This window comes from Halorhodospira sp. M38 (assembly GCF_022227985.1).
In the GTDB taxonomy this organism is placed as follows: Bacteria; Pseudomonadota; Gammaproteobacteria; order Nitrococcales; family Halorhodospiraceae; genus Halorhodospira; species Halorhodospira halophila_A.
In genome coordinates this window covers 1-380 of the sequence record NZ_JAJNQP010000095.1, presented here as the reverse complement: position 1 = coordinate 380, position 380 = coordinate 1, and the positions used below count along the sequence as shown (strand labels likewise).

General features: G+C 65.3%; 1 pseudogene. It reads right to left on the bottom strand.

What is annotated here, in order from left to right:
- Window positions 1-297: pseudogene (locus tag LRA98_RS12940) on the bottom strand (hypothetical protein); the annotation flags it as partial.
- Window positions 298-380: the final 83 nt, after the last annotated feature.

Sequence of the window (380 nt, the reverse complement as noted above, 5' to 3'; positions counted from 1 at the left end):
CTCCCCGGCAGCACGCAACACCCGGTAATAGGTCGAGAGCGAGGCCAGCAGTCGTCCGGCGTTGAGCTCTTTCGCGTGGACCACCCGGGGGCCGAGATCCTCGTAGTCGGGGCTGTGGAGCTGGTCCCGAATCGCCTGCTTCTCCGCCTCGCTGAGGGCATTCGGCTGTACGCCTTTGTTCGGTGACGGTGGCGATACCCGCCGGTTCCGGGGATATGTACCGGTACGCGAAAGCCCCAGCGCGTGACAGGCACGGCTGCGCGGCACCTCCGGGGAACGCTGCTCGAGGCACCTCAACGCGAGCTCTCGCTGTCTTGGGTCTCCTCGACCAGCGTCAACAACTTTTTTTGCAGCGACAGGCACTCCTCTGCCGAGTGCAG